Genomic DNA, 24,959 nt, shown 5'->3' on the forward strand with positions numbered 1-24,959 from the left:
CGGATGGACGAACAGACGGCAGAGGTGTCCACCGCGCAAGCGGTCCGTAAAGCGATGATCCGGCTGGTCCCGTTCCTCGGGCTGCTCTATCTGCTCAACTATCTCGACCGGGTCAACGTCGGGTTCGCGGCGCTCACCATGAACGCCGATCTCGGCATTAGTTCGGCCGCCTACGGGCTCGGCGCCGGCCTGTTCTTCGTCGGGTACTTCTTCTTCGAGGTGCCCAGCAACGTCATCCTGCACAAGGTCGGCGCCCGGATCTGGATCGCGCGGATCATGGTCACCTGGGGCATCGTCGCCTCGGCCACCGCGTTCATCCAGGGCGAGGTCAGCTTCTACATCGTGCGGGTGCTGCTCGGTATCGCCGAGGCCGGGTTCTTCCCCGGCATCATCCTGTACCTGACCTACTGGTTCCCGCGGAAGGTGCGGGCCAAGATCGTCGCGCTGTTCTTCCTCGCGGTACCGCTTTCGTCGGTCCTCGGCAGCCCGATCTCCGCTCTGCTCATCCAGAACGGCGAGGGCGTCCTCGGCTTCGACGCGGGCTGGCGCTTCATGTTCTTCGCCGAAGGCGTGCCTTCGATCCTGCTCGGCGTCGCGGTGTTCTTCCTGCTGCCGAACAAGCCGAAGGACGCGAAGTGGCTGACGCCGGGACAGCGCACGGCGTTGCAGTCCACCCTGGACTCGGAAGACACCGCCACGGTCACTCACGAGGTGAGTACGCGATCGGCGCTGACCGACCCCCGCGTGCTCGCGCTGAGCGCCGTCTACTTCGGAATCATCTTCGGCCTCTACGTCCTCGCGTTCTTCCTCCCTCAGGTGATCAAGGGCTTCCAACAGCAGTTCCAGACCACCTACAGCATCGTCGAGATCGGGCTCATCACCGCGATTCCCTACGCGATCGCCGCCGTCGCCATGGTGCTGTGGGCACGGCATTCCGACCGCACCGGCGAACGCGCCGGGCATGTCGCCATCGCCGCGTTCGTCGGCGCGGTCTCGATCGCCGCCGCGCTGTACATGGGGTCGCCGTTCCTGGTGATGGCCGCCGTGACCCTCTGCGCGGTCGGCGTGTTCACCGCGGTCCCGGTGTTCTGGCAGCTGCCCAACGCGTTCCTCACCGGCGTCGGCGCCGCCGCCGGGATCGGCCTGATCAACTCCTTCGGCAACTTGTCCGGTTTCGTGGGTCCCTATCTCGTCGGCTGGCTGCAGGGGCTGACCGGCAGCTTCCGCCCAGGTATGTGGTCCGTCGCCTTCTTCATGGCGATGGCGGGCGTCATCGCCCTGTTCTTCCGCCGCAAGGAGAAGAACGCGGTCAGGTGAGGTGGTCGAAGTCGCCGCTGACCCACCGGATGTGGGTCTCGGCGCTTCGGCGCACCACGGCGCGGGCGTCCCGGTCGATGGTGTCGCCGCCGAGGGTGTAGAGCCGGTCGTAGGTGAAGTCGTCGAGCCGGTCGACGATCCGGCGGACCACGGCCGCGGACATCGGGATGTGCTTGGGGAAGTTGCGCTGGAACGACACCCAGTCCGGCGCGAGCCCGCCGGTGATCGTGTCGCCCGCCAGGATGCTGCCGTCCGGCGTCCTGGCCACGGCGCTGCCGCGCATGTGCCCGCCGAGCCGGACGAGTTCGAGGCCCGGCAAGGGTTCGGCCCGCTCGTCCCAGAACTCGAACGCCGGGTCGGGCGCGGGGAGCCACTCGCGATTGCGTTCGTTGACCAGCACCGGGACCCCGCCCAGCGCGCGGCTCCAGCCGAGCTGCGCGCCGAACATGTGCGGATGGCTGGTGGCGATCGCGGTGACGTCGCCGAGACCGCGCACGACGTCGAGCACTTCGGTGTCCAACCAGGACGGCGGGTCCCAGAGGAGGGCGCCCGCCGGAGTCACCGCGACGAAGGACCAGTGCCCGATCGCGAAATGCGGCTCCCGTTTGATGCTGTGCAGGCCGCGGCCGTGATCGCGGTGCAAGGTCTTGTGCGGCGCGGAGATCAGTTCCTCGTGCGTCCACCAGCGTCCGGTGTGCGCGCCGAGGTCACCGGCTTCCTCCATGCCGACCTCACCCCGGTCGAGGACGCACCGGGGTGGTTCCGGGCTCGCCGGATGTTCGATACCGCACCTGTCGCAAATCCACATGATCGACAGCTTGCGACCTCCAGTGCGCTGGAGGTCAAGACGCGTCTTTCCCCCGGCTCGGGCGAGCCGGGGGAAAGACGGGGAATCAGCTGACGGTCGTCTTGCCGAGAACGGCGTCCTGGTCGGGCGGGTCCAGCGTGAGCTGCACGTCGAACTCGCCGAGCGAGCTGTCGGTGATGATGTGCGAGGTCGCCGCGGCGTCCACGCTGCTGGTCGCCTCACCGGCGGGGGTTCCGGCCGGGATGGTGAAGTCGACCTTGCCCGCCGCGGAGAACTTCAGCGACCCTTCGGCGGGCACTTCGGTGTCCGGGATCGGCAGCTCGATGGGGATCTGCACCTTCTGATCGCCGAGCGCGACGTTCACCTTCGAACTGATCGTGCCGGAGAGCTTCTTGGCGCCGACCAGCCGGAGCCCGTCGCCGGCGGCCTGGCCGGAATCGACGTCGAGGGTGAACGGCACCGAAATCGGCGTTCCGGCCTGTGCGGTCGCCGGGATTTCCGCCTTCACGACCACCGCGACCTGCTGGTCGCCGATGATGGGGAAGCCGCCCTTGTACGTGAGGTTCTTTTCGACGGCGGCCGCGGTTCCGGCCGCGGTGAGCATCACGGTTCCGGCGACCGCGGCCGCGATCCCGGCGGCGCAGAACCGGCGAACACCCTTTCGCACCAGGGTTTCCGTCATGTCAGGTCCTTTCGTCGTTGAATGGGCTCGCCGCCGAATCTAGGTGGAAAGTCACCAACGAGGAAAGGGAAAGCGCGCTTGCGTTTTCTTTACTTGTCGATCTTGTCACGCGTATGTGGAATAGCGCGTTCGTGAATTGTCACGCGAAGGCGGAAAGGGGAAATGCCCGCCGTTTTCTTGTCACCCGGGTGACAGGTGCTCCCGCCGGGTGACGAACGACTACTGTCTGGGTCGTGACCGACCGACCCGAGCCGTGGCACCTCCGGACCCGCAAGTTCCTGCGCGCGACGGACCAGCGTGGCGAGCTGGTGCGCGGCGCGCGGTTCCTCCGGGGGCTCGTCCCCGGGGAGAACGATCCTCTGGTGCCATCGACGGGCCGCTCGTCCGACAGGCTCGCCCGGCTGCTCACCGAAGCGGGAGCCGACCGGCCCAGCGCCACCCGTGAGCTGGGCCTGGCCGCCGTCCAAGCCTGGCAGGCGGTCCGGCGGCCCGGCAACCGGCCGCTGGCGGCGAACGGCATCACCGTGCTGTTCACCGACCTTGTCGGCTTCTCGACCTGGGCGCTGCACGCCGGTGACGAGCGTGTCCTGGAGCTTCTGCGTTCCGTCTCCAAGGTGACCGAATCGGTCGTCACCGGGCATCGCGGCAGCGTCGTCAAAGGGCTCGGCGACGGTGTGATGGCCGTGTTCGCCGATCCGGACGAAGCGGTGAACGCCGCCTACGAGACCTGCTCCGCCGTCGGCGTGATCAAGGCCGAGGGCTATCTGCCTCATCTGCGCGCGGGGCTTCATCGAGGGAATCCGCAGCGGGTCGGCAACGACTATCTCGGTGTCGACGTGAACATCGCGGCCAGGATCATGGCCGCCGCGGACGGCGACGAGGTGCTGGCCAGCGCCAGCGTCGTCGAACAACTCGACCAAGACGCCTTCACCGTGCGCCCGCGCCGGAACTTCCGGGCCAAAGGCACGCCCAGGGACCTCCGCGTGTTCCGGGTCGTTCCCCGCTACACGGCGAAGGGCTGACCGATCCTCCTCGGACCGGCCAGCCGTCGCCGTGGCCTAGCCGGGCATGTCCGAAGGCTGTGAGTCGAGCCCGGACCGGGGCTTCGACCAGGCGCCACGCGTGAAGTCCGGCATCGCGACCGGTTTTCCGCCGCGGGCCAGCGAGACCACGCTCAGCGGCACGGGGGAACACCAGGCCGCGGAGTCGTAGACGTCGATGTCCGGGACCAGCCCGGAACGCATCTGCTGCACGATCCGCCACTGCAGCACGTAGTCCATGCCGCCGTGACCGCCGAGGTTCGGGTCGTCCTTGAGCTTCTTCCACAGCCAGTGGTCGTGGCGCTCGCGGTACGGTTTGAAGTCCTTCCACGCGTGGCCGGTGTGATCGGGCTCGACGTAGATCCGCTCGGGGTAGTCCTCCACGATGCCGCGGCTGCCCGCGAGGCTGTTGATGCGGCTGTACGGCCGCGGCGAGCTGACGTCGTGCTCGGCGCGGATGATCCGGCCCTGCTCGGTCTCGATCAGGCAGGTCACCAGGTCGCCGTTGATGTAGGTCTCTTTCCACGACGGGTGACCCGGCGGCATGTGGCGCTTGCGGTAGTCGGCGAGGCCCTTCGGCTCGGTCGCCGTGGCGCGCAGCGTGGCGAACCGGTCGCCGCGGTTGACGTCCATGCAGGCGGCGATCGGGGCGAGACCGTGCATCGGGTAGAAACTCGCGGTGCTGCGGGTGTGCCACTTCCGGCGCCACGCGTCGGTGTAGTACGTGTCGGAGAACAGCAGTTCGCGCAGGTCGTGCAGGTAGCCGCCGTGCCCGTTGGTGATCTCGCCGAAGACGCCTTCGTGCGCCATCTTGAGGATCGCGAGTTCGTTGCGGCCGTAGCTGCAGTTCTCGGCGAGGAACAGGTGCTTGCGGGTCTGCTCGCTGGTGTTGACGAGGTCCCACAGCTGGTCGAGCTCGGTGGCGATGGGCAGCTCGACGCCGACGTGCTTGCCGGACAGCAGCGCGGCCTTGCCCTGCGGGTAGTGGAACTCCCACGGGGTGGCGATGTAGACGAGGTCGATGTCGTCGCGGGCGAGCATCTTCTTGAAGGCGTCGGCGGATCCGCCGTACTCGGCCGGACGCGCACGCCCGTCGGCGGCGAGCTTGTCCGCGGCGGCCTTCGCGCGCTCGGCGCGGATGTCGCAGACCGCGGTGACCGCGGCGCCCGGGACCGCGCTCCACCCGCCGATCATCGACATACCGCGGTTGCCGAGACCGATCATCCCGATCCGGACGGTCTGGTGCCGCTCGAACGGCACCCCGATCATGCTGCGCTGACCAGGGCGGCGGGGTGCGCTGTCGGCTCCGGTGATCTCTTCCGCGGCGGAGGCCGTCGTCGGGATCGCGGCGAGCGCCCCGGCGGCGAGCGCGCCGCCGAACAGTGTCCGCCGGGAGACAGAGGGCAGGTCGGCCATGAAGAACACTCCTTCGTGTCGCCTTCGGTTGCCCGACTGTGTCCAATCGCCGCCGGATATGTCAAGAGATGCGTCAAAGCGAGCATAAAACTGCACTAACGAGCAGTTTGACTGCTTGTTTACCGTCGCTTCGCGCAACCCGGGTGCGCGCGCACCCGGGTCACGCCTGGGTTCAGCGACGGATCAGCACCTGGTCGATCGACTTGCGCACGAGGTTCGGCACGACGCAGTCGTCCGCCGGGTAGCCGACTGGGATGACCGCGAACGCCTTCTCGTTCTGGGGCCGCTCGAGCAGCTCGCCGAGGAACCGCATCGGCGACGGCGTGTGCGTCAGCGCCGCCAGCCCGGACAGATGCAAGGCCGTGAGCAGCATGCCGACCGCGATGCCCACCGACTCGTCGACGTAGTAGTGCTTGTGCTTGGTGCCGTCCTCGTCGAGGAAGTAGCGCTGCTGGAAGACGACGATGAGGTACGGGGCGTCGGTGAGGTGTGTCTTGACGGCGTCGGTGCCCAGCGGGCGCAGGGCGGACAGCCACTCGTCGCCGAGCCTGCCCTCGTAGGAAACGCGTTCCTCCTCTTCGGCGGCATCGCGGATCCGCTGTTTGGTCGCGTCGTCCTTGATGAGCGCGAAGGTCCACGGCTGCTGATGCGCGCCGCTGGGCGCGGTGGCGGCCACCGCGATGGCGTCGACGAGCACCTGCTCGGGTACCGGGTCGGTCGAGAACATCCGCACGGTGCGGCGGCTGTCCATGCGGCTGCGCAGATCGGCGGCGGTGGCCAGCGATTCTTCCGCGGAAACGCGGGCCGGGCGGTAGGGCACCGGCTCGAAGGGGTCACCGTAGGTCGGGGTCCACTGTGCTGTGGTCATGGTGCCGATTCTGGCGTGATCGGTGCCTGATCCGAAACCCCTCGAGTCCAGGCTATGTCCCTAAGGTTATGCCACCATTCGTCCCCAATGGACGGACATCGATCGGGCCATTCGGCTTGGACCGACACCGACGGCATGGCCCGGGTACCTGGAGCAAACACCTAACGGTGGCCGAGGCGGAAAGATAGGTACCTTCCACACGACTTTCGAGGGTGTCCGATTTCCCTTGCCGCGTCCCAGAATCAGCCCATCCTTCCCTCGGTACGCGGCCCTGTTCCTCGCCGCAGAAATGAGTCGGAACCATGCGATTGCGCTCCTTCGCCCTGATCGCCGGCACCGCCTTCGCGGCGATGCTCGGCGTGACCGCCCCCGTGGCGACCGCCGCGGAACCCACGTCCGACGTCCAGCCGATGATCATCGGCGGCCAGAACGCGTCGAGCGGCCCGTGGGCGGCCAGGCTCTTCGCCAACGGCCGGCAAACGTGTACCTCGACGATCATCGCGCCGCAGTACATCCTGACCGCGAAACACTGTGTGGCCGGCGGCGGGACGTTCACCTTCCGGATCGGCAGCCTCGACCAGCAGAGCGGTGGCACCATGGCCACCGGCTCGACCGTGACCCGCCACGCGACGGCGGACCTCGCGATCGTCAAGCTGACCACCTCGGTCAACGCCACCTACTCGCCGCTGGGCACCACCGCCAGCGTCTCGAACGGGCAGACCGTGCAGGTCTACGGCTGGGGCGCCACCAGCCAGTGCGGCTCGGAGATCAACTGCCAGTCGCGCTACCTGAAGGTCGCGAACGTCCGGGTCACGTCGGTCTCCTGCCGTGACTACAACGGCGGCGTCGCGGTGTGCGCCAGCCGCGGTGACGGCATCACCGCCGGTGGAGACTCCGGCGGCCCGATGTTCGCTTCCGGCAAGCAGGTCGGCGTCGCATCGACGAGCGACCGGCAGACGACCACCGCGTACACGAACATCACGCGGTACCGGCCCTGGATTCAGCAGGTGGCCGGCGTCTGACGTCTGGTTGTCGCGGGGCCCTCCTCGGCAACTGCCGAGGAGGGCCCCGCGTTGTGTATTTGCCGGTCATGGCCAATCGAGTGCCGAACTTGGGGTGTTCAAGCGAAATGGGGCTCAAGTCCCCCTCGAACACCGCGGGTTCAGGGTCTGGGACACCTCGGCTGACCTGGCTCGCCGCACGACCTCGACGTTCGCGAAGGCCCACGACTGACGTGCTCTGCTCGCTGGACAACGGCGCCTCCCGCGTGGACACCGTTTCTTCGCCTCCGGTTCCCGGGCAGAGTCCTCCCCGGAGTCGGAGGGGCAGGCGCCCGGGACGGTCGCAGGTGCGGCATCATGAAGCAGGTGACTTGGCTTGACGATCGTGAAAGACTCGACATCGGGGCCGCGGCGAGAACACTTGGTCTCAAGCCTTGGCAAGCCGGGTGGTACCACTGGCGTCGTCGCTTCTGTTCGCCGGCCGGTAGTCAGGGTCGCCGCCATTACTGGTACGAGAACGATCTGTTCAAGTGGGCTGCGTCGACAGGTCTGCGAAAGCTTCTCCGGCAGACTCCGTTGAGATACTGGTCGGATGCCAGGGAGAAGGCGGTGTACGGTGGGAGCAAACAGGTCGCCGATGCCGTGGTTCAGGAATGGATCACAGAGTCCGGCGTTGTCGCGGTCTTCTGGCCGCTTGGCTATCACAAAGGACCGCTGGCGCATGAGGCGGCAGCCCTTTTCCCGGGAGCCGATGCGCTCGTCAGAATAGCGTCGGACTTCGGCCGAGATGGGCCGACTGTAGGTACGGCGCAACCCGGAAACGCCGATCCCGAGTGGCAAGATTTTGCCGCTCGATGGGGAGATCTTTCGCGAGTTCTGGGCCGTCCTGCGCCTTACTGGCCGCTTTCCCTTCGGGTTCCTCATCTTATGAAAGAATGGGAACCTGATAGTGCAACGGTGACGTATCTGCCCAATCCTGATATCGATGTGACGCCACTTCTGCGGATGGTAAGCGCGCTTACCGACGACGAGCCGGCGCAGAAAGTACTCCTGCGTCTGGCCCGAGTGGCTCAGTGCCGGGTGACAGAAGCAGCTTACCGCGATCTCGAATTCGTGGAAGAGGCACATGAGCGGGTTGGCAAACCAATGGAGCTGACCACTATGGTCGCCGCGCGGCCGATAGAGTTTCCGGAGCCGCTGGAAATAAATCCTTCTGATGCGCAAACTGGCTGGCACGAAATCCTGTCCCGCAGCGACCTGCTGGCGCTCGAGTGTGTCCAGACTGTTCGCGCGTGGGATGGTGGAGCGGATTTTCACTATGCCAGCACTGAGACGGTTCGTCCTGATCGTCGTTACGGTGCGGAGTGGGCAAAGAGGCTGAGGCCGGCTAGTGAGCCCACTGCTTATCATGAATATCTTGGTCCCCAAGGGGAGCCGCTGGTGGATCCTGTCAGTGGAGCACCGGTCGTCCGGAAATCGGATGGGACCTTGACGGTTGCCGTTCCCCAACGTCTCTCAGGAGAAAACGGTAAACTGATCGAAGTCATTCTGGACGAGCCGATCTGGGTGCGGACCGAGAACGGTGTCCTCCAAGTGGCGCCCCAGCACTACTACTACGGAATCAACTGGGGATACGGCGGAAGCGGGCCCGGGTCGCTCGCGCTCCTGATCCACAGGCTCCTCGACGACATCACAGCACCTGCGGCGGATACGATCATCGGCGCGCCGGACGGGCTCGACGAGCTTACTCAGCTCGCATGGCCGCTAGAGCAGGTCCTCACCCGGGAGACACTTGAAGCAGCCAGGCAGGGGCGCGCCTATCGGCGCCCGACTCCGCGTTCCAAGGAAGACGGCGCGTGAACCCGCGTCCTCGAGGCCGAGCGGTACTTCTCCTGTCTTCGGCAAGCGTCGTCGCGGGCGCGGCAGTCGCCGGCTGGGCGGCGAGATCTTGGTGGGGCCCGCTGTGGGCCTGGCTGGCGGCTTGGTGGGCGGTTCCGTTGTCGATGGTTCTGGTGGTAGCGGGCGGCGCCGGACTGGCCAGCCACACTCGCCGAGATTCCGACGACGAGCCGAGCGATCTCCGAGTCATCTCGGTTCGGAGTATCGCGGTCGGCGGAACAGTTCTTCTGGCGATCGGTATAACCGCAATAATCGTGCTACTGCGGCTCTATGGCGGGACCGGTCCCAGTGTGCAATTGGACGCCATCCGGACAGCGGGAACGATCGTCGTGGGGACCGGTGGGGCGGCCGCGCTGCTGCTGGCGGCCAGGCGTCAACGCTCCGCCGAGTTGGCCCTGACCGACCAGCGCTCTGTGGCAAGGCAGACCGAACACGACGCGGCTGAGCGGCGGATCACCGAGCTGTACACAAAAGCCGTTGAGCAGCTTGGAGCGGACGCGGCGCCAGTCCGCCTGGGTGGCCTGTACGCCTTGGAGCGCTTGGGCCGGTCTTCCGATGCCCAGCGTGAGACCATCCTCGACGTCGTATGTGCGTATCTGCGGATGCCGTTGCCCGTCGATCGGGAAAACGTAGCCGAAAATGCCGGCTGTTCTTCAGGCAAGCCGACACGCGACCAGACAGAAGAACGCCAAGTTCGCCTGGCTGCTCAACAAATCCTTCATCGGGCCCGTCGGCCTGGGCCGGACTTGTGGCAGGTCGGGCGGATCAATCTGCGAGGCGCGGATCTCGCGGGTTCGGATTTGAGCGGCATCAACCTGACGTCGGCCATCTTGAACGAAGCCAATCTCGTCGGCGCGGACCTGAGCGGCGCTGATTTGACCAACGCCGACCTCGCCGATGCCAAGTTGGACGGCATAGTTCTCCGCCGGACGACGCTGACAGGCGTTGTCCTCGATCGGACCGACTTGAGCGAACAGGCGCTTCCCGGGCTGAACCTTGTGGGGGCGCACCTCGAGGGCACCAACCTCTCCCGAGCCGATCTTGCAGGTGTCATCCTTCGTGATGCTGTGCTCAGGGGAGCCAACCTGACGGAAGCCGATCTCACCGGCGCCGACTTGAGGAATGTGACTTTGAGGACGGTCGATACCACGCGAACGATCTTCGGTTCGTCCCTGTCGCGCGAACAGCTTCAGGAAGTCACAACTTCGGGCTTGGTAAACGATCCCGAGTGAAGCGAACGCTCGATACAGGACTGTCGAGCCTCACGAGATACGAGTCGGCGGCATGTCCTGCGACGAGCGGCTTCGATGTGTCGGAGCTGTTTCGAAGACCGCTTCGATGATTAGCGTGCAAGATGGCCTTCGGAGACGCACGTACGGCCTTTCGTCGATAGGAGTGGTGCTTGTGATGCGTGCGCTTCAAGCTTGGTTACCTTGCGGGGTATATGCTGTGGCTCGGCGTGCCCGGTGGTTGGCCACGTTGACACGGTTTCCGCAGAGCCCTGGCATGCAATAGCGCCGCCGTCCGGGGCGCGTGGTGTCGATGAACGCGCCTCGGCAACCGGCCGCGCTGCACACGCGTAACCGTTCCGCGCCGAGAGCCCGGACGACACCGAGAATCCCGACGCCGCAGACCAGCGAGAGACTGTCGGAGACTGTCGCTCCCGGCCGGAGGGAAACAGTCCATCGAGCATGGCCAGAGGAGACGTCGAGGGTGACGTCACCGATCGCAGACGTCAGCGCGGTGGCGCCGGTGACAAGGCTCGCCTGGTCCGGATGATCGATCAGATCCCGCACCGTCGTGCGCAGCAGGCGAACGGCAAGCAGATCGCTGGGGCGGGTGGCCGAAGGTATCGAGTGAAGCTCGGCGAAGGCGGCGAGAGAGGCCTGGTCAGGCAGGTGGTCTTCGCCGTGCCAGACCTCAGGCGCTGTGTTGACCAGGTCGGTAGCGACGCCTGCCGCCCAGACGTAAGCGTCTAACGCCACTTGCATCCCTTACCAACCTCTCGTACGTTCGCGGTTAACCGCTACTTTAACCCTTACCGGGAGGTTGCTCGTGCAGATCGACGCCTTGGTGTTCGACATACTCGGCACGCTCGTCGACGAACCGGCCGGGATCCGCGCGGCCGTCGGGCAAGCCGAGCCGGACGCCGACGCGGATCAGCTGGTCAGGCAGTGGCTCGGCCACGTCGCAACGGAGCAGCAGCGCATCGTCGACGGCGAAAGGCCGTACGCGCCGAGCGACGTTCTCGACCGCGAAGCAGCTCAGACAGACGCACTCGCAAGTGCGGGCCGCAGGATGCCGCCCTGGCCCGACACGGTCGAAGGGCTCAACAAGCTGGCCGAGCACTACCCGCTGATCGGCCTCTCCAACGCCAGCCGGACGACCCTGCTCCGGATGAACGCCTACGCAGGCCTGCGCTGGCATGAGGCGCTCTCCGCCGAAGAGGCCCAGTCCTACAAGCCGGACCCGGCTGTCTACGAGCTGGCCGTCGAACTGACCAAGACAAAGCCGGAGCGGCTCCTGATGGTCGCCGCCCACGCGTGGGATCTGAGGGGAGCGCAGAGCGTCGGTCTGCGCACCGCCTACGTCGCCCGGCCCATCGGGGACCCGCCGTCGGAGACCGACCGCTTCGACTTCTACGCGGACGACCTCGCCGATCTGGCGGCTCAGCTCGCAAAACTTCGGATGTGATCAAAACTGTCGGTGCCTCCCGCTAGGTTCTTCCCAGTCCCCACCGAGGCACCCCGCAAGGAGAAGATGCGTTGTCAGACTGGGAAAGAGCGAGCACGGCCCGGGTATTGCCACCTGCCCGCCCGCGCAAGCTCGCGAAGGTTCCGTTCGTCGAACTGGCCGACGGACGGGTGCAGGGCGTGGTGTCCAGCGGATCGGACATCGGGCGAGTCTACGTCTCGTCGGTCGCGGCGAGCACGTACGAATTCGCCTGTAGTACCAACAACAATCGGCCTTGCGGCGGGGCACGGGGCATGTTCTGCAACCACATCCTCGCTCTGCTCAACGAATCCACCCTCCAGTACGGCGCCGAGCGGGTCGCACGATACCTACGTGTGGACGTTCCGGAGCCGACCGCGCAGGCCATTTCGCAGACCATGAGCGCGACGCGGCCGTCGCAGGGCGACAGCACCGCGGCCGCGTCCGTGTTCAGCCAGTTCTTGCGGCACTTGGCATATCTGGAATTCGAGGCGTCGACTGCGCCGGTGCCGGAACTCCAGTGGTTCCCGCCGACCAGGGCGGTGGTGTGATGCGCACCGATCTGCTCACCGACCCCAACACCGGTCTCGACGAGGCGTTGGCGGCTGTCGACGCGTTCGATGACGTGCTTGTCGCCGGACTGCTTCGTCCTCAGAAGGTCGCCGGCCTGACCGAGCTGGCCGATGCCGTCGCGGGGTCGCCGCTGGCGGCGCGGGTCGCCGAGGCGGCCGAGAAGACGGCGGCCGGAGCGGCGGGGGAGGAGCACTTCGTTTCCCTTGCTGTGGCGAGGGTCGCGGTGTTCGGCTCCGTACACGACGCTGTCCTCGCGCGCATCGCCGAGGCGACCGGTCGGCCACCCGGTGAAGAGGCAGCCGGGCAAGCGGCCGGGGCGGAGTCGCCGAATCTGCTGGCCGCCGCTCGGTCCTGGCTGTCCGATCTGGCCCGTGCCGGCTGGCAAGGCATCGACCACGACCTGATTTCGGCCTCGGCTCCGGTGATCTCCGCACTACTCTCGGAGCCGAGCTTGCGCCGGTTGGCGGTCCTGCTCGACGGGTTCGCGGCGGAACTGGCGGCGTCGTGTCCGGGCGCGGCGCTGGAGCGCGTTCCCGTCCGGCGCTGGGGTGACCTGTGGTCGCGCGGGATGTTGCTGACCCTGCCCGGCGTGGCGGCGGCGCCCGCGATCGGCACCGTCACCGGCCGACTGTTACCGCTGGGCGTCGACCTGCTCGAACATTCGACGGCGGCGCAGGCCCAGGTCCATGCGGTGCTTGAGCCCGAAGACGGCACGGCGCCGCGCCTCGTGCGTGCGAGCGTGACGGTGCCCAAGCCGGACACGATCATCGGTGCCGGGATCTGGCAATTGCTGCGCCCGCATCTTTCCCTGCTCACGGCTGTCAGCGAGGGCCGCTCGATGGATCTCGCGGACATGCCGGTCACCGCCGAGGGCGACCTTCTCTGGCAGGACGACCATGCTCGCCTCGGCGAGCCCGCGGACGCGTTCTCCACCGCGCGTGTCGTCCTGCCGAAAGCCACCGCGCCGGTGGTCGCGCCATTGGACCGGCATCCGGTGCGCGTCGCGGTCCCTGTCTTCTTGGAGGGCTACGGCATCGAAGGCGACGAAGACGCGCCTTCCTTCACGTTCGCCGGGAGTCGGCTTCCCGTCGAGACCGATCGCATCCCCGCCGCCGGGCCGCTGACCCCGAAGGCGGTCGCGACGTCCGGCGCGTGCATCGGCTTGATCCGGTGGGATGGCGAGTTCCGGCTCCAGCCGCTCGCGGTGGAGACCACCGTGCGCAAGAAGACCACTGCCGTGCACGCCGGAGCCTGGGCCGGAGGCACCACGGACAAGGCCGGGGTGAAAGCCGAGAAGGCGGCCACCGACGCCGCGGCCGTGCTGCGCGAGCGCGCCGGAAGGTTGCTGCGGAAATGACCGAATCCGAGGACAACCGCCGCCAGGTCCTGTACTGGCGGCTGCTCGCCCGGCTCTTCGACGGCGAGGAGCAGGCCGCGCTCGAATCGGCGAGTGTGGCCGTGGTCGAGGACATCGGCCTGCCGTCGGCGTTGCTGGACCCGAACGTCGCCGTGGACTCGGTCGTCCAGCGGCATCCGGAGCTCGCCGCCGAGTTCGACGGGCTGATGGTCCCCGAAGCCGAGGACAGCCGGGACAAGGCCGCGGAGGTACGGCGTGCGGCGCTGGTGTCGAAGGTGCTGCTCAACGTCTTCGCCCCGGCCCCGCACACGGTGACGGCCGGGCAGTTGTCCTGCTGGCAGGCCGACGCGGGCTGGCTCGAACGCGCGCTGGGATGCCGTCCTGGTGAGCTCCGCGGTGGCAGGCCCGGAGGTGCTCCGACGGGTCTTGGTGGCACCGGAGGCGGCGGGGCTCCCGACCTGAGCACGCTCCTCCCCGCGATCGGGCCGGACCTCGCCGGCATCGAAGCGGACCTCGTCAAGCGGATGCACCTGCGCGAGGTACTCGCCGATCCCACGCTCGCGGCGAAGCTGAGCCCGAGTATGTCCCTCATCGAACAGTTGTTGCGGGACAAGGACAACCTGTCCGGAGTGGCGCTGGCCAACGCCAAGTCACTGATCCGCCGCTATGTCGACGAGATCGCGGAGGTCCTGCGCACCCAGGTCGAGAAGGCCTCGACGGGCAAGGTGGACCGCTCGGTCCCGCCGAAGCGCGTGTTCCGCAACCTCGACCTCGACCGCACCATCTGGAAGAACCTCACCAACTGGAGCCCCGAAGAGGAACGGCTCTACGTCGACCGCCTCTACTACAAACAGACCGCGAAGAAGACCACTCCGCAGCGGCTCATCGCGGTGGTCGACCAGTCCGGTTCCATGGTCGACTCGATGGTCAACTGCGCCGTGCTGGCCTCGATCTTCGCCGGACTGCCCAAAGTGGACGTCCACCTGATCGCCTACGACACCCAGGCACTCGACCTCACACCGTGGGTGCACGATCCGTTCGAGACCCTGCTGCGCACCAACCTCGGCGGCGGCAACGACGGCATGGTCGCGATGGGGCTGACCCAGCCGAAGATCGCCGAACCGGCCAACACCGTGGTGGTGTGGATCTCGGACTTCTACGAGACCCGTGTCGAGCAGCTCTTCGAGAGCATGGCCGCGATCCACCGGTCCGGGGCGAAGTTCATCCCCGTCGGCTCGGTCACCAGCGCCGGCCGCGGCAGCGTGAACCCGTGGTTCCGCGAGCGCTTCAAGGACCTCGGCACACCGGTGATCTCCGGCCACATCACCAAGCTCGTCCACGAACTCAAGACTTTCCTCACCTCCTGAACCTCCCCGAAAGGCACGAAATGTCCGACGTCTTGCGCGCCCCCGCCGAACTCAAGTACGCCGAAGAGCTGGACTGGCTGGAATCGGTCGACGACAGCCCCAAACCGTTCGCGTGGCGCCTGTCCCCGAAGATGATCCGTCTGTTCGTCCTCGGTTCCGAGCGCGCCGACGGCCTCGACCGCGAGATCTCGCAGAAGTGGTTCGGCGACCGGAGCATCGTCGAGCGGGCCATCGTCACGCTCGCCTCCGACCGCGGTCTGCTGCTCATCGGCGACCCCGGCACCGGCAAGAGCTGGCTCGCCGAACTGCTGGCGGCGGCGATCTCCCGCAACTCCACGCTCGTCGTGCAGGGAACCGCCGGCACCACCGAAGACCACATCAAGTACTCGTGGAACGTCTCGATGGTCATCGCCAAGGGCCAGTCCCGCGAGTCCATGATCCCGTCGCCGATCATGACGGCGATGGAGGCGGGCTCGATCGGGCGGTTCGAGGAGCTGACCCGGTCCACCAGCGACGTCCAGGACGCGCTGATCTCGATCCTCTCCGAGAAGTACATCTCGGTGCCGGAACTGGACAGCGACGGCATCGTCTTCGCCAAGCCCGGCTTCTCCGTGATCGCCACCGCCAACAGCCGCGACCGCGGCGTCAACGACCTGTCCTCCGCGCTCAAACGCCGGTTCAACTTCGTCCGCATCCCGGTGGTGACGAACAAGAAGAGCGAGGCGGAGATCGTCCGCTTCCGCACCGAGGAACTGCTGCGCCGCCATCAGATCGAGCTGGACGTGCCGCCGACGCTGCTCGACGTGCTGCTGCGCAGCTTCGGCGACCTGCGCGCCGCGGCGGCGTCCGCGGGCAGCGACGACGAGAAGCTGGAGTCCGCGCTGTCCACCGCCGAGCAGATCGGCGTGCTCGAAGACGCGGTACTGCACAGCAACTTCTTCGGGGAACGCGAGCTGACCGCCCGCACGCTCGCGTCCTCGCTTGTCGGCTCGCTCGCCCGCCGCGAGCCGGAGGACCTGGCGATCCTCAACAAGTACCTGCACGGCGTCGTCGAACCGCGCAGCAAGGACGAGGGCGGGGACTGGCCGGAGTTCCTCGACGGCGGCCGCGATGCGATCGCCACCCTCTCGTGAGCGGCGCCTTCGAGGCGTTGCGCGGCCAGTTGCAGGAGGCCGCGGCCGCCTTCGCCGACGGGCCCGGCGCTCTGGAGGGCATCCTGCTCGGGCTCGTCGACGACGTCGACCGCGCGGTACAGGAGCCTCTGGAGATCTTCCCGGTCTGCCACCATTCCCCGGCGTCGGCCGTGGCGATGGCGCGGCGGCTGCGGGAGAAGCAGCCGAAGGTGGTCTACCTCGAACTGTGCGAGGACATGGCGCCGCTGCTGACCGAGCTGCGCAACTGCCGTCTTCCCGTGGCGGTGCAGGCCTTCGCGACGGACGTGAAGGGATTCCCAGCCGAGTGGGCTCCGCTGTCCGTGGTCGCGCCGATCACCGAGGCTTCGGCCGAGTACCAGGCGATCGCGTACGCCCTCGACACCCCGGGTGTCGAACTCGTCCTGGTGGACCGGTCCGCCGATCACGTCTTCCAGTGGGACGAGCGTGAGCCTTCGCCGGATCCGGACGCGCCGCCCGCCGAGGAGGAGGCCGCGTTGCACGGTGACGCGGTGGGCGTCGAGATCGGTGATCTGCGGCCCCGTTTCGCCGAGCTGGAGGAGCACCTGCTGCGGCACGGGCGGGTGCGGCACTGGTCGGAGTGGTGGCACCAGTACGTCGAGCTGCCGCTCGGCGACAGCGACCACGACACTTACCGCCAGGTCATGTTCCTGATCGGCAGTCTGTTCCGCCGGCTAGCGCCCGGGGACACCCGCCGCGTGCGGGTGGACGAAGACCGCGAGCGCTACATGTGGACCCGGATGCGCGAGCACCTCGCCGCTTCGGGCGCCGATCCCGCGGATTGCCTCTACATCTGCGGCGCCTTCCACGCGGCCAGCCGGGTCGCGGAGTTCGGCGTCGAGGGTACGGACGGGTTCGTGATCAGCCCGCGCAGCGAGAGCACCTGGCAGTACGGGCTGATCCCGTCGAGTCACGCGTCGATCGAGGCGCAGTTCGGCCTCGCCGGGGGATCGGTGTCGATCGCCGCGACCGAGTGGGCGAAGAACCTCAAGCGCACCAAGGTGAAGCAGTTCCAGCTGGAAGGACAGGTAGGCGGACCGAAGCGCAAGAAAGCCGCAGAACTGCCCGCGCCCACCACGGATCCCGTCGCATCGGATCAGCTTTCCGGCTTCCTGCAACGACCTCCGGTCCTAGACCGGCTGGACGAGGCCGAGTTGCTGGGCTGGTCGGTCGAGATCGTGCGGGCGGCACGCCGCAACGGCTACCTGTCCTCGACGGCCGACGCCATCGCGGTGTTCGAGACCTCGATCCTGCTGGCGGGCCTGCGCGACCGGGCGAAGCCGACGCCGTACGACTTCCAGGACGCGGCGGTCACCTGCATCGAGAAGGACGTCGTACCCGGCAGGCGCGACGTGCGGCGCCTCGTCGAGATCATGATGGGCGGCGACCGGATCGGCCAGGTCGGCTACGACGCGTTGCCGCCGCTGGCGCGCGACGTCCACGACAGGCTGGAGCCGCTGAACCTCAAGCTGCAGCAACGAGGTGTGCAGCGGGCGTTGCTCGACATCGCTTCGCGGCCGGAGTTGGAGCTGTGCTCTGACCTGCTGTGGATGCTGAGGTATCTGATGCCGCACGGCGCGGCGCGGCCGATCATGGGGGAGCGGCGGCTCGGCGAACGGCCGATCCAGGAGTCTTGGGATCTGGCGCTGGGCACTCACCAGCGAGCCCTGATCGAGCTGGGTTACGAGGGCGTCAGCATCGAACAGGTGCTGGAGCAGCGGCTTCGGCGCGCCGCCTACCACCCGCAGGCGACCGCGGCGAAGGTGCTCGGCGCGGTCGAGGACGCGACGCTCTACCTGCGCAGCGCCCGGCTGGCAGGAGAGCTGGGCACGCGTGCTCTGGAGGTGCTGGCCACCGAACGCAGCGTCGACGGCGCGCCGGAAGTGCTGCGGCGGGTGCGGCGGCTGCTGGCGCACTACCGGACCACCGAGCCGGTGCTGCCGAAGTGGATCGAGGACTTCGTCAGGACGGGGTACGCGCACTACTGCACGCTGCTTCCGGCGGCCTTCGCCGACGAGGAGGCCGGTGTCGAGCAGGTCGCCGCGATGCTGGGCTTCCTGTTCAGCATGGAGGCGCTGGCCCTGTCACTGGGATGCGACCGTACGCAGCTGGAGCTGGCGATCGCTGGATCGCATCCGCAGGAGCCGTCGAAGGTGGCGCTGCTGTGGGCGGCACAGGTCCAGCTCGGAACCCTCTCGCGCGCGGAACTGCGTGAGCGATGCGCCGAACTCCTGGCCAACCCGATGGTGCTGCCCGCCTATCCGCGCTACCTCAGCGGGTTCGTCCACGCGTTGGAACCGGCGCCGGGGCTGGCCGACTTCGTCGTCGAGGCGGTGTCGAACGCCTTCGCGGAGCTGCCGGACAGGTTGCTGCTGCCGTGGTTGCCGACGTTGATCACCACGCTCCGGTCCCGGGGCGCGGATCTGGTGCCGCTGCTCGTTCGTGAAGCAGGCCGGATCTTCCCTGGCAGGCTCGCGGCGCTCGACGAATGGGTCCCGCCCTGGAAGGACCAGCCGGAGCCGCTCGCATTGACGAGGAAGACCGGGGGTGGCGGCCTCGCGTTGCTGGCGGCCCATCCGGCGACCTGTGACGCCGTGGCGGGTCTGCTGGGCTGCGATGACCCGTGGGGGAGCGCCGCACCAACCGGTTTGGCGCTGCGGGAGCGGTATCCGGACACCGCCGCGGCGCTGGAGGAGGTGCTCACCGGAGTGTGAACCGAAGGGCGGTCGCCGGGCACCCGGCGACCGCCCTGGCACTCAGTTGGCGACCCAGCTGCCGTGGAAGCCCAGCGGCACCGGCCTCGGCAGGTGGATGCGGGCCAACGGTTTCGCGGTGAAGTCCTGCGCCGAGAGGATCACCAGATCCGACGCGTTGCGGTCAGGATTGTTCACGTACGCGAGGGCGTAACCGTCGTCCTCCGACTTGCAGCGCGCCGACGGCACGAAGACCGCTTCGCTTGCGTCGGCGCCGCGGCCGAAACGGTGCACTTCCGAGCGTCCGCTCCGCAGATCGTGCTTGATCAACGCGTTGCCGAAGGAGTCGGCGGGCTTGTCCAGGTAGACGTCGAACAGCTCACCCGGCGAGGCCGAGTAGCCGTACCGATGCCGTCGGGACACCAGGCTTTCGTTGACCCGCGGGAACTCCTGCGGCCGGTCGTCGAGGACGCGGCGCCGCACCCTTCCCTGCGCGAGGTCGATCGTCCAGCGCTCCAGCACCGGCGGGCCCGACGCCGATGGGCCGCCGAAGCCCTGCTTGCCCGCCACCTCGAACGGCGCCGGCATCGTGGTCAGGTCCACCACCACCGTGGAGCCCTGTTCGTAGGCGTTGAGCGTATGCGAGTAGAAGACCGGATCGACCCCGAACCAGCGGACCGGACCGCCGTCGCGTTTCATCACCCCGACCCTGGCCGGGTGCTCCGTGTTCCACTTGTAAGGCACGGTCTTGCCCGGCTGCGGGTCGAAGGTGACCGGTACGTCGAAGACGACCACGTAGTTCTCGGTGAGCCCGAAGTCGTGCATCATCGGGCTGTCGATGACCGGGATCCGGGTGGTCCGCACGACGCGGCCGGTCCGGTCGACCATCAGATGCCGCACGTGGTCCCAGGTCGGGTGGTAGGTCACCGCGTGCAGTTCGTCGGCCTGGGCGTCGAACTTGGTGTGCGCGGTGTAGGAGCCCTCCAGCGAGCCGCCGAAATCGAACGGCCCCAAGGTGTTCAGCTCGCCGTCGAGCTCGTACGGCGGCGCGCCGGACTCCTGCAAGGTGAGGATGCGGCCGTGGTGGGTGATCACGTGCGTATTCGGCGCGAAGTCCTCGGCGGGCACCGGCCACGGGTATCGCTCGCCCAGTTTCGCCGCGACTCCGGACGAGCGCACCCAGCGGTTGCGGTACCACTCGGCTTTCCCGTCGCGCAGCCGGACGCCGTGCACCATCCCCTCGCCCAGCATCCAGTGGTGAGCGCGTGGATCTTCGAGTCCGAGGACGTTCGGCCCGGTGCGCAGGTACCGCCCGCAGAGGTCCTTCGGAATGCGGCCGGTGACCGGCAGGCCGAATGCGGTCACCTCCTCCTTCACCGGCGCGAAAGCGCCTTCAATGAAAGGAAAATGCTCCTTCGTCGCGGTGGGTGGAAGAGGCTGAGCGGCGGCGGACCCGGTGCTCCCGTAGGTCGCCGCGACCCCGCCGATGGCCAGCGCGGCCGCCCCGCGGAGCACGTTCCGCCTGTTCGGTTCGGTCATGGTCGATCCCCCAACTCCTGATTTAACTGTGTATGGCATGAACAGTGTATGCCTTTACCTGTTTTGGATGCAACAATGCCCCGATGGACGACGTCAAGATCGAGTTGCTGCCGCCGGGCACCGCGCTGGCCTGGGGGTACGCCCCGGCGCCCCGGCGTGGGCCGAAGCCGGGATACAGCCTCGAACAGATCGTCGACGCGGCGATCGCGCAGGCCGACGCGGAGGGCTACGCGGCGCTGTCCATGCCGTCGATCGCCAAACGCCTCGGTATCACCGCGAACGCGCTCTACCGTTACCTGAGCTCCAAAGAGGAACTGCTCGTCCTGGTGGCCGAAGCGGCTTGGGGTCCGCCGCCGGAACCTTTGTCCGGTGATTGGCGCGCCGCGGTCACGGCTTGGGCTCGCGCGCTTCTCGTCCGCAGCCGCCGCCATCCCTGGCTGATCGATCTGCCGGTGCGCAACGCGCCGACCACGCCGAATCTGCTGGGGTGGCTGGAGAGCTTCCTGGAGGGGATGGCGGACTCAGGTCTGGGTACCAAGGACGTGATGGGCTGCGCCGTACTGGTCGACGGCTGGGTGCGCAGCACCGCTTCGTTGCTTCGGGACGTGAACGCGAGCCCGCCCGGGCAGGTCCAAGCGCTGAGCGGGTTTCTGGGGCCGCATCTCCAGGGGCGCGGTTACGCGCGCGTCGCCGCCGTGGTCTCCGGCGAGGCGTACGGGGAGGAAGGCATCGAGGACGCCGACGTCGAGTTCGGTCTCGGTCGCATCCTGGACGGCATCGAGATGCTCATCGGCCGCCGGTGAACACCCCGTCGAGCCGGTAATCGACGATCTCCGCCGCTCGCTCCGCGGTGTAGGCGTCGACCATGATCGCCGTGACGAGGCCGGCCGACATCGTCGCGAGCGAGTCCGCCTCCAGCCGGGGATCGAGGCGGGCCGGAATGTCGCCTTTCTCCTGGGCTTTACGGAGAAGGTCGGTGACCGCGTTGACCAGGTGGGGCAGTAGTGGTTCCTGGTCGGGATCCTGGCTTCCGCGCGTGACGTCCACGGCGAAGTAGGCGATCTGGACGGCGGCCAGCATGCGGTCGCGTTCGCCTTCCGGCAGGACGGCCGTGAGATAGGCGCGCACGATGGTGCGCTCGTCTTCGGTTGCCATCGCGTCGCCGACGGTCTTCCCTGCGCTCTCCATGGTCAGCTCGACCATTCGTCGCCAAGCGAAGCGCAGCATCTCCTCCTTGGTCGAAAAGTAGTACTGGACCAGGTTCATCGAGATGCCCGCCTCGGAGGCCACCGCGCGCAGAGTGACCGCCTGGAGTCCTTGGGCGGCGGCGATCCGGAAGAGCGCCTCCGCGATCCCTCGCCTGCGCTCTTGATGATCGACTCGTTTCGGCACGCGATCACTCTGCCATGTCGTCGGGGGTTGGCCGGAGCGGCCGGTCGCTGTTATGGTGCAAGTGCACCATAAAAACTTCGAGGAGGTCCGATGCTGGGGGAGTTCACCGACAAGAAGGCGGCAGTGCGTTTCTCCGCCACCTATGACGAGATCCTGCGGAAATGGCCGGTTCCCGCTGAGGAACTGGACCTCGAGACGAGATTCGGCCCGACCCGCGTCCGGCGCTGCGGCCCCGAAGACGGCCCGCCGGTCGTGCTGCTTTCCGGCACGATGGGCACGTCGCTGTCGTGGTATCCGCACGTCGCCGAACTCGCCGCCCGGCACCGGGTCCACGCCGTCGACACGATCGGCGAACCAGGGCGTTCGGTCCAGACCGCTCCCATTGAGTCCACTGAGGACTGTGCGGACTGGCTCGCGGAGGTCGTCGAGGGGGTGCTCGCGGGGACCGGCCACGAAAAGGTCCATCTCGCCGGCGTTTCGCGGGGTGGGTGGCTGGCCTTGAATCTCGCGTCCCGGGCGACGGACCGGATCGCCGGTGTCGTCACCTTCGAAGCCGCGGGGTTCGGCGCGATCGGCAGCAGCTTCATCTGGTGGAGCTTCCGGGAGATCTTCCGTTGGTTCCTGCCGAAATGGCTCCTCCGGCTGGTGGCGTCCGGGGATCCGGACGTGCGGCACACCGTGCGGCCCCTGCTTTTCAGTGCGCTCAAGTACAAACAGCAGCTCCCGGAAATGCACCTGTTCAGCGACGACGAGTTGTACTCGATCGACGTACCCACTCGGATCGTCGTCGCCGAACGCAGCGTCATCCACGACAGCCGTGCGGTGGCGGCCAGGCTCGAGTCCGTGAGCCCGCACCTTCGTGTCGAGGTCGTCCCCAAGACCACTCACGGACTCTCGCTGGAGAAGCCTGAACTGATCACCGCTCGGATTCTCGAAGCGGTGCCGGTCAAGCCCGGGGTGTGACGTCCGGCCACGAGGGTGAGCGGCCGAGCAGGGCGACGATCGTGTCCAGATCGGACGGTCCCGTCGCATCGACGGCCGGGCCGAACGCGGCGCCCGGCGCCGTCCGGTTCCGCCCGTCCGGGATCGACTCGGCGAACTTCAGCCCCGCGTCGAGCACCTCCTGCTCGAACTTCACCGGCAGGCCGAGGCTCTTGGCGACGTCCCAGGAGTGCACGAGGTAGTCCACGAAATGGAAACCGAGGGCCTGCTCCGCGGTGAAGGTGATTTCGGTGGAGAACTCGGGAAGCGCGAACTTCCGGTCGGCGAGATCGTGGGGGACGAAGGCCTTCAGCACCCGGTTGACCGAGGCGCGATAGGTCTCGACGGGATCGTCGCCCAGCGGAAGAAGCCGCCAGTGGTCGAGGTCGCTCTCGCCGTCGGCCGCGGCGGCGAAGCCGTGATGCTGGGTGGCCATGTGTGCCAGCAGGCCGTGCAGGGTCCAGGCGCTGCACGGGGTCGGTTTGGTCAGGTCCGCCGGGGTGATCTTGGCGACGAGGTCGAGGCTCGTCCGGGTCACGATGGCGTCGAGGAAGCGGAGTTCATCGATAGGCATACGCATATCATCTACATATGCGTACGAGTTCGTCAACCGATTCCGTGACTTCGGTCGGTATGGTCTGCGCATGGCGGAGCAAGGGAGGCCGGATCTCGCGGCGATGCTCGGCGGGCTGATGCGCAGGCTGATGAACGCCGAGACGCCGGTGCTGGCGGAGCACGGGTTGACGATGTGGGGCTACGTGGTGCTGAGCGCCCTCGACGACGGTCCCGTCCGCACGCAGGCCGCGCTCGCCAAGGCGATCGGTGCGGACAAGACCCGGATCATCGGCACCCTCGACACGCTCCAGGAAGACGGCCTGATCACGCGCGAGCCGGACCCGAAGGATCGCCGGGTCCGGCTGCTGGGGATCACCGACGACGGCCGCGCAGCGCGGAGGTCGGCTCAAGCGCAGATCCAGGAGCAAGAGGAACGTCTGCTCGGACAGCTTCCCGCCGCCGACCGCAAGGCGTTCCTCCGTGCCGCGCTCACGCTTTCCGAGGCGCGCTGGCCGTGACGGTCTCCTGTGCGCGGCGTCCGGTGAACCAGCCGGCGTAGGTCATCACCAGGCCCATCACGGCCAAAGCGGCGAAGAAGATCCTGGCGACGGTCATCGCGGTGGGGGAGAGCATGGTCGCGTCGACCCCGGACCGGATCGTCGCGGGTGTCGTGATGAGCAGGAAGCCGCGGACGGCGACGAACCAGCCGAACAGGGACACGGTGACCGCGAGTGGGCCGCGCCAGCTGCGATGCCCGCCGATGATGACGAGCCCCGCGGCGAGCATCATCGCGCCCAGCATCAGCATCAGGCCGGGCTGCCCGAACAGATCCCCGGTGAGGCCCTGGAGTTCGGGCAGGCGGATCGCGTAGATGGTGGTGAACGTGGCGACGTAAGGACCGATCACGCGGGCGAACGCCCGGGTTCGCCGCTGTGCTTCCGGGCTCGCGGTGGTCATGGCGCTGTTCCTTTCCGTGGCTGCGGCCGATAGCCGACTTGGTGGAGCACGGCGCGGAGGAACTCTTCGGTCTCCGCCGGTGTGCAGGTGTCCGGGCGCGTGGCCAGGTGCTGCCAGATCGCGCCGGTGAGCAGGTCGAGCAGGACCTCCGGGTCGACGTGGGCGGGGAGATGTCCGCTGTCACGGGCGCGGGCGAACACGTCCCGGCGGGCCTGATCGCGATCCCGTCCGAACAGGTCCTGGTACGCCTTGGCGAGCTCCGGCAGATCCTCGATCGCGCCGTACACGCGGCGGAGGAGACGGCGTTGCCGCGGGTCGGCGACGACGCCGGCCCAGCCGGTCAGCAGCTGCTCGACGTCGGCTATCTCCGGGATCGGCGGGGGATTGCCGTAGGCGGCTTCGAGCGCGGCGATCAGGAGGCGGGTCTTGTCAGGGAAGCGCCGGTAGACGGTCGCGCGGGTGACCCCGGCGCGTCGCGCCACCTGCTCGATGCTGGCCGCAGTGGCGCCGGACTCGATCAACAGCTCGAGTGCGGCGTCGAGGATCGCCGCGTCCGCTTCTCTGCTGCGCGGCCTGCCGGGCGCGCGATCGTCTGAGGTCACCTCATTAAGATACAGTACAGATCTGTAT

At 67.6% G+C, this 24,959-nt stretch carries 24 protein-coding genes; 14 read left to right on the plus strand and 10 right to left on the minus strand.

Annotation, left to right across the window (positions count from 1 at the left end):
* Positions 1 to 3 precede the first annotated feature (3 nt).
* Positions 4 to 1,317, plus strand: coding sequence for an MFS transporter (locus B0293_RS05225; protein WP_005162956.1), 1,314 nt, complete (start codon positions 4 to 6; stop codon positions 1,315 to 1,317).
* On the opposite strand, the gene B0293_RS05230 is transcribed toward B0293_RS05225, so the two are convergent.
* Both B0293_RS05230 and B0293_RS05235 read right to left on the minus strand, forming a co-directional pair.
* A complete protein-coding gene (locus B0293_RS05230; RefSeq protein ID WP_245192020.1) occupies positions 1,310 to 2,125 on the minus strand; it encodes an MBL fold metallo-hydrolase in 816 nt (271 codons plus the stop codon). The two genes, B0293_RS05225 and B0293_RS05230, sit on opposite strands and share 8 nt — an antisense overlap.
* Before the next feature lie 85 nt (positions 2,126 to 2,210).
* A complete protein-coding gene (locus B0293_RS05235) occupies positions 2,211 to 2,807 on the minus strand; it encodes a DUF6801 domain-containing protein (protein WP_005162961.1) in 597 nt (198 codons plus the stop codon).
* A gap of 233 nt (positions 2,808 to 3,040) precedes the next feature.
* Here B0293_RS05235 and B0293_RS05240 point away from each other — a divergent pair, with 233 nt between their 5' ends.
* Positions 3,041 to 3,829, plus strand: coding sequence for an adenylate/guanylate cyclase domain-containing protein (locus B0293_RS05240; RefSeq protein ID WP_005162962.1), 789 nt, complete (start codon positions 3,041 to 3,043; stop codon positions 3,827 to 3,829).
* A gap of 36 nt (positions 3,830 to 3,865) precedes the next feature.
* Here B0293_RS05240 and B0293_RS05245 read toward each other — a convergent pair whose 3' ends face one another.
* A complete protein-coding gene (locus B0293_RS05245; RefSeq protein WP_005162965.1) occupies positions 3,866 to 5,263 on the minus strand; it encodes a Gfo/Idh/MocA family protein in 1,398 nt (465 codons plus the stop codon).
* Between the two features lie 172 nt (positions 5,264 to 5,435).
* Positions 5,436 to 6,131 (minus strand): nitroreductase family protein, encoded by a 696-nt coding sequence (locus tag B0293_RS05250; RefSeq protein WP_005162967.1) that lies wholly within the window; start codon positions 6,129 to 6,131, stop codon positions 5,436 to 5,438.
* A gap of 302 nt (positions 6,132 to 6,433) precedes the next feature.
* On the opposite strand from B0293_RS05250, the gene B0293_RS05255 reads away from it, so the two are divergent.
* The 3 genes from B0293_RS05255 to B0293_RS05265 all read left to right on the plus strand — a co-directional run bounded on the left by B0293_RS05255 (position 6,434) and on the right by B0293_RS05265 (position 10,263).
* Positions 6,434 to 7,153 (plus strand): S1 family peptidase, encoded by a 720-nt coding sequence (locus B0293_RS05255; protein WP_005162968.1) that lies wholly within the window; start codon positions 6,434 to 6,436, stop codon positions 7,151 to 7,153.
* A 336-nt stretch (positions 7,154 to 7,489) separates the two neighbouring features.
* Positions 7,490 to 8,992, plus strand: a complete 1,503-nt coding sequence (locus B0293_RS42975; protein WP_005162971.1) for a hypothetical protein — start codon at positions 7,490 to 7,492, stop codon at positions 8,990 to 8,992.
* Between the two features lie 143 nt (positions 8,993 to 9,135).
* Complete coding sequence (locus B0293_RS05265) at positions 9,136 to 10,263, plus strand: pentapeptide repeat-containing protein (RefSeq protein WP_157376431.1); 1,128 nt, start codon at positions 9,136 to 9,138, stop codon at positions 10,261 to 10,263.
* A 186-nt stretch (positions 10,264 to 10,449) separates the two neighbouring features.
* On the opposite strand, the gene B0293_RS05270 is transcribed toward B0293_RS05265, so the two are convergent.
* Positions 10,450 to 11,016 carry a CGNR zinc finger domain-containing protein gene (locus tag B0293_RS05270; protein ID WP_005162978.1) on the minus strand — a complete coding sequence of 189 codons (567 nt, stop codon included), beginning with the start codon at positions 11,014 to 11,016 and terminating at the stop codon, positions 10,450 to 10,452.
* Positions 11,017 to 11,086: 70 nt separating this feature from the next.
* Between B0293_RS05270 and B0293_RS05275 the strand changes: the two genes are divergently transcribed.
* The 6 genes from B0293_RS05275 to B0293_RS05300 all read left to right on the plus strand — a co-directional run bounded on the left by B0293_RS05275 (position 11,087) and on the right by B0293_RS05300 (position 18,926).
* A complete protein-coding gene (locus tag B0293_RS05275) occupies positions 11,087 to 11,725 on the plus strand; it encodes a haloacid dehalogenase type II (RefSeq protein ID WP_005162979.1) in 639 nt (212 codons plus the stop codon).
* A gap of 71 nt (positions 11,726 to 11,796) precedes the next feature.
* Positions 11,797 to 12,294 (plus strand): hypothetical protein, encoded by a 498-nt coding sequence (locus B0293_RS05280; RefSeq protein WP_039919100.1) that lies wholly within the window; start codon positions 11,797 to 11,799, stop codon positions 12,292 to 12,294.
* Positions 12,294 to 13,673, plus strand: a complete 1,380-nt coding sequence (locus tag B0293_RS05285) for a hypothetical protein (protein ID WP_039919127.1) — start codon at positions 12,294 to 12,296, stop codon at positions 13,671 to 13,673. The genes B0293_RS05280 and B0293_RS05285 overlap by 1 nt, the downstream gene beginning before the upstream one ends.
* Positions 13,670 to 15,040, plus strand: a complete 1,371-nt coding sequence (locus tag B0293_RS05290) for a VWA domain-containing protein (protein ID WP_005162984.1) — start codon at positions 13,670 to 13,672, stop codon at positions 15,038 to 15,040. The genes B0293_RS05285 and B0293_RS05290 overlap by 4 nt, the downstream gene beginning before the upstream one ends.
* Positions 15,041 to 15,060: 20 nt before the next feature.
* Positions 15,061 to 16,173 carry an ATP-binding protein gene (locus B0293_RS05295; protein ID WP_005162985.1) on the plus strand — a complete coding sequence of 371 codons (1,113 nt, stop codon included), beginning with the start codon at positions 15,061 to 15,063 and terminating at the stop codon, positions 16,171 to 16,173.
* Positions 16,170 to 18,926, plus strand: coding sequence for a DUF5682 family protein (locus B0293_RS05300; RefSeq protein ID WP_005162986.1), 2,757 nt, complete (start codon positions 16,170 to 16,172; stop codon positions 18,924 to 18,926). The genes B0293_RS05295 and B0293_RS05300 overlap by 4 nt, the downstream gene beginning before the upstream one ends.
* 42 nt (positions 18,927 to 18,968) lie before the next feature.
* Here B0293_RS05300 and B0293_RS05305 read toward each other — a convergent pair whose 3' ends face one another.
* A complete protein-coding gene (locus B0293_RS05305; RefSeq protein ID WP_005162987.1) occupies positions 18,969 to 20,444 on the minus strand; it encodes a carotenoid oxygenase family protein in 1,476 nt (491 codons plus the stop codon).
* A gap of 83 nt (positions 20,445 to 20,527) precedes the next feature.
* Between B0293_RS05305 and B0293_RS05310 the strand changes: the two genes are divergently transcribed.
* Entirely contained in the window at positions 20,528 to 21,247 is a 720-nt protein-coding gene (locus tag B0293_RS05310) for a TetR/AcrR family transcriptional regulator (protein WP_005162988.1), read from the plus strand.
* Here the strand turns inward: B0293_RS05310 and B0293_RS05315 are convergent.
* Positions 21,231 to 21,836 carry a TetR/AcrR family transcriptional regulator gene (locus B0293_RS05315; protein WP_005162990.1) on the minus strand — a complete coding sequence of 202 codons (606 nt, stop codon included), beginning with the start codon at positions 21,834 to 21,836 and terminating at the stop codon, positions 21,231 to 21,233. The genes B0293_RS05310 and B0293_RS05315 overlap by 17 nt on opposite strands.
* 90 nt (positions 21,837 to 21,926) lie before the next feature.
* Here B0293_RS05315 and B0293_RS05320 point away from each other — a divergent pair, with 90 nt between their 5' ends.
* Positions 21,927 to 22,799: an alpha/beta fold hydrolase gene (locus tag B0293_RS05320; protein ID WP_005163001.1), complete on the plus strand. Its 873-nt coding sequence runs from the start codon at positions 21,927 to 21,929 to the stop codon at positions 22,797 to 22,799.
* Here the strand turns inward: B0293_RS05320 and B0293_RS05325 are convergent.
* On the minus strand, positions 22,783 to 23,391 hold the full coding sequence (locus B0293_RS05325) for a TIGR03086 family metal-binding protein (RefSeq protein WP_005163004.1): 609 nt from the start codon (positions 23,389 to 23,391) through the stop codon (positions 22,783 to 22,785). The two genes, B0293_RS05320 and B0293_RS05325, sit on opposite strands and share 17 nt — an antisense overlap.
* A 70-nt stretch (positions 23,392 to 23,461) precedes the next feature.
* Here B0293_RS05325 and B0293_RS05330 point away from each other — a divergent pair, with 70 nt between their 5' ends.
* Entirely contained in the window at positions 23,462 to 23,890 is a 429-nt protein-coding gene (locus tag B0293_RS05330) for a MarR family winged helix-turn-helix transcriptional regulator (RefSeq protein ID WP_005163007.1), read from the plus strand.
* Here B0293_RS05330 and B0293_RS05335 read toward each other — a convergent pair.
* Both B0293_RS05335 and B0293_RS05340 read right to left on the minus strand, forming a co-directional pair.
* A complete protein-coding gene (locus B0293_RS05335; RefSeq protein ID WP_005163010.1) occupies positions 23,862 to 24,329 on the minus strand; it encodes a hypothetical protein in 468 nt (155 codons plus the stop codon). The two genes, B0293_RS05330 and B0293_RS05335, sit on opposite strands and share 29 nt — an antisense overlap.
* A complete protein-coding gene (locus B0293_RS05340) occupies positions 24,326 to 24,931 on the minus strand; it encodes a TetR/AcrR family transcriptional regulator (RefSeq protein WP_005163013.1) in 606 nt (201 codons plus the stop codon). Before B0293_RS05340 ends, B0293_RS05335 begins: the two co-directional genes overlap by 4 nt.
* Between the last annotated feature and the right edge of the window lie 28 nt (positions 24,932 to 24,959).

This window comes from Amycolatopsis azurea DSM 43854, assembly GCF_001995215.1.
GTDB lineage: Bacteria > Actinomycetota > Actinomycetes > Mycobacteriales > Pseudonocardiaceae > Amycolatopsis > Amycolatopsis azurea.